Source organism: Bradyrhizobium sp., assembly GCF_035484855.1.
Lineage (GTDB): Bacteria > Pseudomonadota > Alphaproteobacteria > Rhizobiales > Xanthobacteraceae > Bradyrhizobium.
In genome coordinates, this window is record NZ_DATHOP010000228.1 from 1 (window position 1) to 3,730 (window position 3,730).

At 64.9% G+C, this 3,730-nt stretch carries 3 protein-coding genes; 2 read left to right on the plus strand and 1 reads right to left on the minus strand.

Annotated elements, in window-relative coordinates:
* Window positions 1-705, plus strand: a 705-nt coding sequence (locus tag VK804_RS26215; protein WP_325375642.1) for a heparinase II/III-family protein, incomplete at its 5' end; no start/stop codon positions are given.
* Window positions 706-906: 201 nt separating this feature from the next.
* Window positions 907-2,499 carry a bifunctional phosphoribosylaminoimidazolecarboxamide formyltransferase/IMP cyclohydrolase gene (gene purH / locus VK804_RS26220; protein WP_325375644.1) on the plus strand — a complete coding sequence of 531 codons (1,593 nt, stop codon included), beginning with the start codon at window positions 907-909 and terminating at the stop codon, window positions 2,497-2,499.
* A 139-nt stretch (window positions 2,500-2,638) separates the two neighbouring features.
* On the opposite strand, the gene VK804_RS26225 is transcribed toward purH, so the two are convergent.
* The coding region (locus VK804_RS26225) for an MFS transporter (RefSeq protein ID WP_325375646.1) at window positions 2,639-3,730 on the minus strand (1,092 nt) is incomplete at its 5' end.

Consider the following 3,730-nt stretch of genomic DNA (forward strand, 5'->3'; position numbering starts at 1 on the left):
TGCCTCTCGTTCGAACTATCGTCCGGACCAAACCGAATCCTCGTCAATTGCGGCATGCCGGCTACCGGCCGTGACAATTGGCGTGTCTTTGCGCGCAGCACGGCGGCGCATTCGACGCTGACCTATCACGACACTTCATCCTGCCAATTCGTCGAGCTCTCGGCGATGAAGCGGTTCCTGCAGGGCGCCCCCGTAATCAGCGGCCCGGCCAATGTGGAAAGCTATCGCGAAGTGGTCGCCAACGGCGTGCTGCTGACCACGTCGCATGACGGCTATCTGGCGCGATTCGGCGTGGTGCATCGCCGGGTGCTGATGGTCGCCCATGACGGCACGCGGCTCGATGGCGAGGATACGGTGTCGCCGGCGCCGGGCGCGCGGATCAAGGGCAACGAGACCGACTATGCCCTGCGGTTTCATCTGCATCCGTCGGTGAAGGCGAGCCGGCTCAGCGACGCGCGCGGCGTCATGCTGGTGCTGCCGAACCGCGACGTCTGGACCTTCGAGGCGCTCGACGACAAGGTCGACCTGGAGGACAGCGTGTTCCTGGCCGGCAATGACGGCCCGCGCCGCACCGCCCAGATCGTGATCCGGCAGGATTCCCGGCACGCTCCCTCGGTGCGCTGGAGTTTTGTGCGCTCCTCGACCTCGGCCTCCGCCACCGCGGCCCGGCGCAACGCCCGCCGCGAGCCGGAACTGCCGCTGTAAATCCTGTCTTCGATACGCCATGGGCGGCAACCGCAGGGCCTGGACACAAAATCGCGAAAACGACCCCATGCACAGTAAGCGTCGAGCGATCGTGGTGCACTTATCGCTTCCTGTGGCCAACGCATCAGGTATCCGCCGACCCCGGTTCCGTGGCCGGCAGAACCGTGCTACCCGGCGCCCTTACCCTGCAGGACACCGCTCATGACCGACCATCCGCGCCGCGTAACACGTGCCTTGTTGTCCGTTTCCGACAAGACCGGACTGATCGAATTCGCCCGCGCGCTGGCCGGCTACGGCATCGAACTGGTTTCCACCGGCGGCACCGCGAAGGCGATCGCGGACGCCGGATTGAAGGTCAGGGATGTTTCGGAGCTGACGGGCTTTCCCGAGATGATGGATGGCCGGGTCAAGACGCTGCACCCAAAAGTGCATGGCGGACTGCTGGCGATCCGCGACAACGCCGAGCACAAGCAGGCGATGCAGGCGCACGGCATCGCGCCGATCGATCTTCTGGTCGTCAATCTCTATCCGTTCGAGGCGACCGTCGACAAAGGCGCCGGTTTCGAAGAGTGCATCGAGAACATCGACATCGGCGGTCCGGCCATGATCCGGGCGGCGGCGAAGAACCACGACGACGTCGCGGTCGTGGTCGAGCCCGCAGATTACCGGATCGTGCTCGACGAACTCGCCGCCCATGCCGGCGCGACGACGTTGTCGCTGCGGCGGCGGCTCGCGGCAAAGGCCTATGCCCGGACCGGCGCCTATGACGCAGCGATCTCGAACTGGTTCGCGCTTCAGAACAAGACCGAAGCGCCGGATTATCGCGCCTTCGGCGGCAAGCTGATCCAGGCGCTGCGTTATGGCGAGAACCCGCATCAGACGGCTGCGTTCTACCGCACGCCCGACAAGCGGCCGGGCGTCGCCACCGCGCGGCAGCTGCAGGGCAAGGAATTATCCTACAACAACATCAACGACACCGATGCGGCCTATGAATGCATCGCCGAGTTCGACCCCAAGCGCACCGCGGCGTGCGTCATCGTCAAGCACGCCAACCCCTGCGGGGTCGCCGAAGGAGCCGATCTCGTCAACGCCTACCGCAAGGCGTTCGCCTGCGACACCCAATCGCCCTATGGCGGCATCATCGCCGTCAACCGCACGCTCGATGCGGAGACCGCGCGCGTCATCACGGAAATCCTGACCGAGGTCATCATCGCCCCCGATGCGACCGAAGAGGCGATTGCGATCATCGCCAAGCGGCGCAATTTGCGCCTGCTGCTGGCGGGCAGCCTGCCCGATCCGCGCGCGGCGGGCCTGACCGCGAAGACGGTGGCCGGCGGCTTGCTGGTGCAGAGCCGCGACAACGCCGTGGTCGACGACATCGCGCTGAAGGCGGTGACAAAGCGCGCGCCGACGGAGGCCGAATTGCGCGACCTCAAATTCGCATTCCGCGTCGCCAAGCATGTCAAGTCGAACACCATCGTCTATGCCAAGGATCTTGCCACCGTCGGCATCGGTGCCGGCCAGATGAGCCGGGTGGATGCCTCGCGGATCGCCGCGCGCAAGGCGCAGGATGCGGCGATCGAGGCAAAACTCGCCGAGCCCATGACCAAGGGCTCGGTGGTGGCGTCCGACGCGTTCTTCCCGTTCGCCGATGGCCTGTTGGTCGCAATCGAGGCCGGCGCCACGGCCGTGATCCAGCCCGGCGGATCGATCCGCGACGAGGAAGTGATCAAGGCCGCCGACGACGCCGGCATCGCCATGGTGTTTACGGGCGTGCGGCATTTCAGGCACTGAGAGCCGCAACAACGTCGTCATCCTGAGGTGCTCGGCGCTCTTGCGCCGAGCCTCGAAGGATGAGCGGCATGCGCGTCTGTCCGTCGCCCTTCGAGGCTCGCAAGGGCTCGCACCTCAGGGTGACGGACGTTGAGCGCCTCTAATCCCGCACCCTCGCCAGCAACCCCAGTCCCGCGACGAAAAACAGCACCAGCACCGCCATGCCGGCCTTCTGGCTCTCGGTTATCGCCGTGATGACACCAATCAGCAGCGGTCCGATGAAGGATGTGACCTTTCCAGTCAGCGCGAACAGCCCGAAATATTGCGCGATACGATCTTTCGGCGCCATCCGTATCAGCAGCGTGCGCGACGCCGCTTGCAGCGGGCCGCCGGCCATACCGATCAGGCATCCCAGCACCAGATACGCCCGTTCCGCGGCGCCGGAGAACAGCGCGCCACCGGGTGCGGGGGCCGCGACCTTGATGAACAGGATCGAATCCTTGTCCACCAGCAGGATAGCGACGATCGCCAGCAGCAACAGCAGCATGCTGCCCGCGATCACGCGCTTTGGCCCCAGCGCATCGTCGAGCTTGCCGCCGATCCAGGCCCCAAGGGTGCCCGCGATGGCCAGTATGATACTAAAACTGCCGATCTGGATCGTGTTCCAGCCGAAAGTGCCGGCAGCATAGATGCCACCGAACGCAAACAGCGACACCAGGCCATCCGAATAGATCATGTTGGCGAGCAAAAATGCCGCCATCGATTTCTGCCTGGGTAATTCGCGCAGCGTTTCCCGAAGCTCACTCAAACCCTCGCGCACGGCTTCGCGCGCCGAGCGCCTGGCGGGATAATCCGGCGTCAGCAAAAACATCGGCAGCACAAAGATGACGAACCAGATGCCGGTCAGCGGTCCGCTGATGCGGTCGCCCTGATGGGAGACAGGATCGAGACCGAACAGCGGCATGAATCCGAACAGCGTGCGCCCGGTCTCGGGATTGGCGGCCAGAAAGCCGAGCACGAGAATGAGACTGAGGATGCCGCCGACATAGCCGGTGGCCCAGCCGGTCCCTGATAGCCGCCCGATCTTGTCCGGCGGCACCAGCGTCGGCATCATCGCATTGTTGAAGACGGTGGCGAATTCAGCACCCACGGTCGCCACGGCGTACGCGAACAGCAACGGCGGAATGACGCCGGGATCCCCGGGCTTGCCAAACCACATCAGGCAGGACCCGATCACCAGCAATGCGCCAAA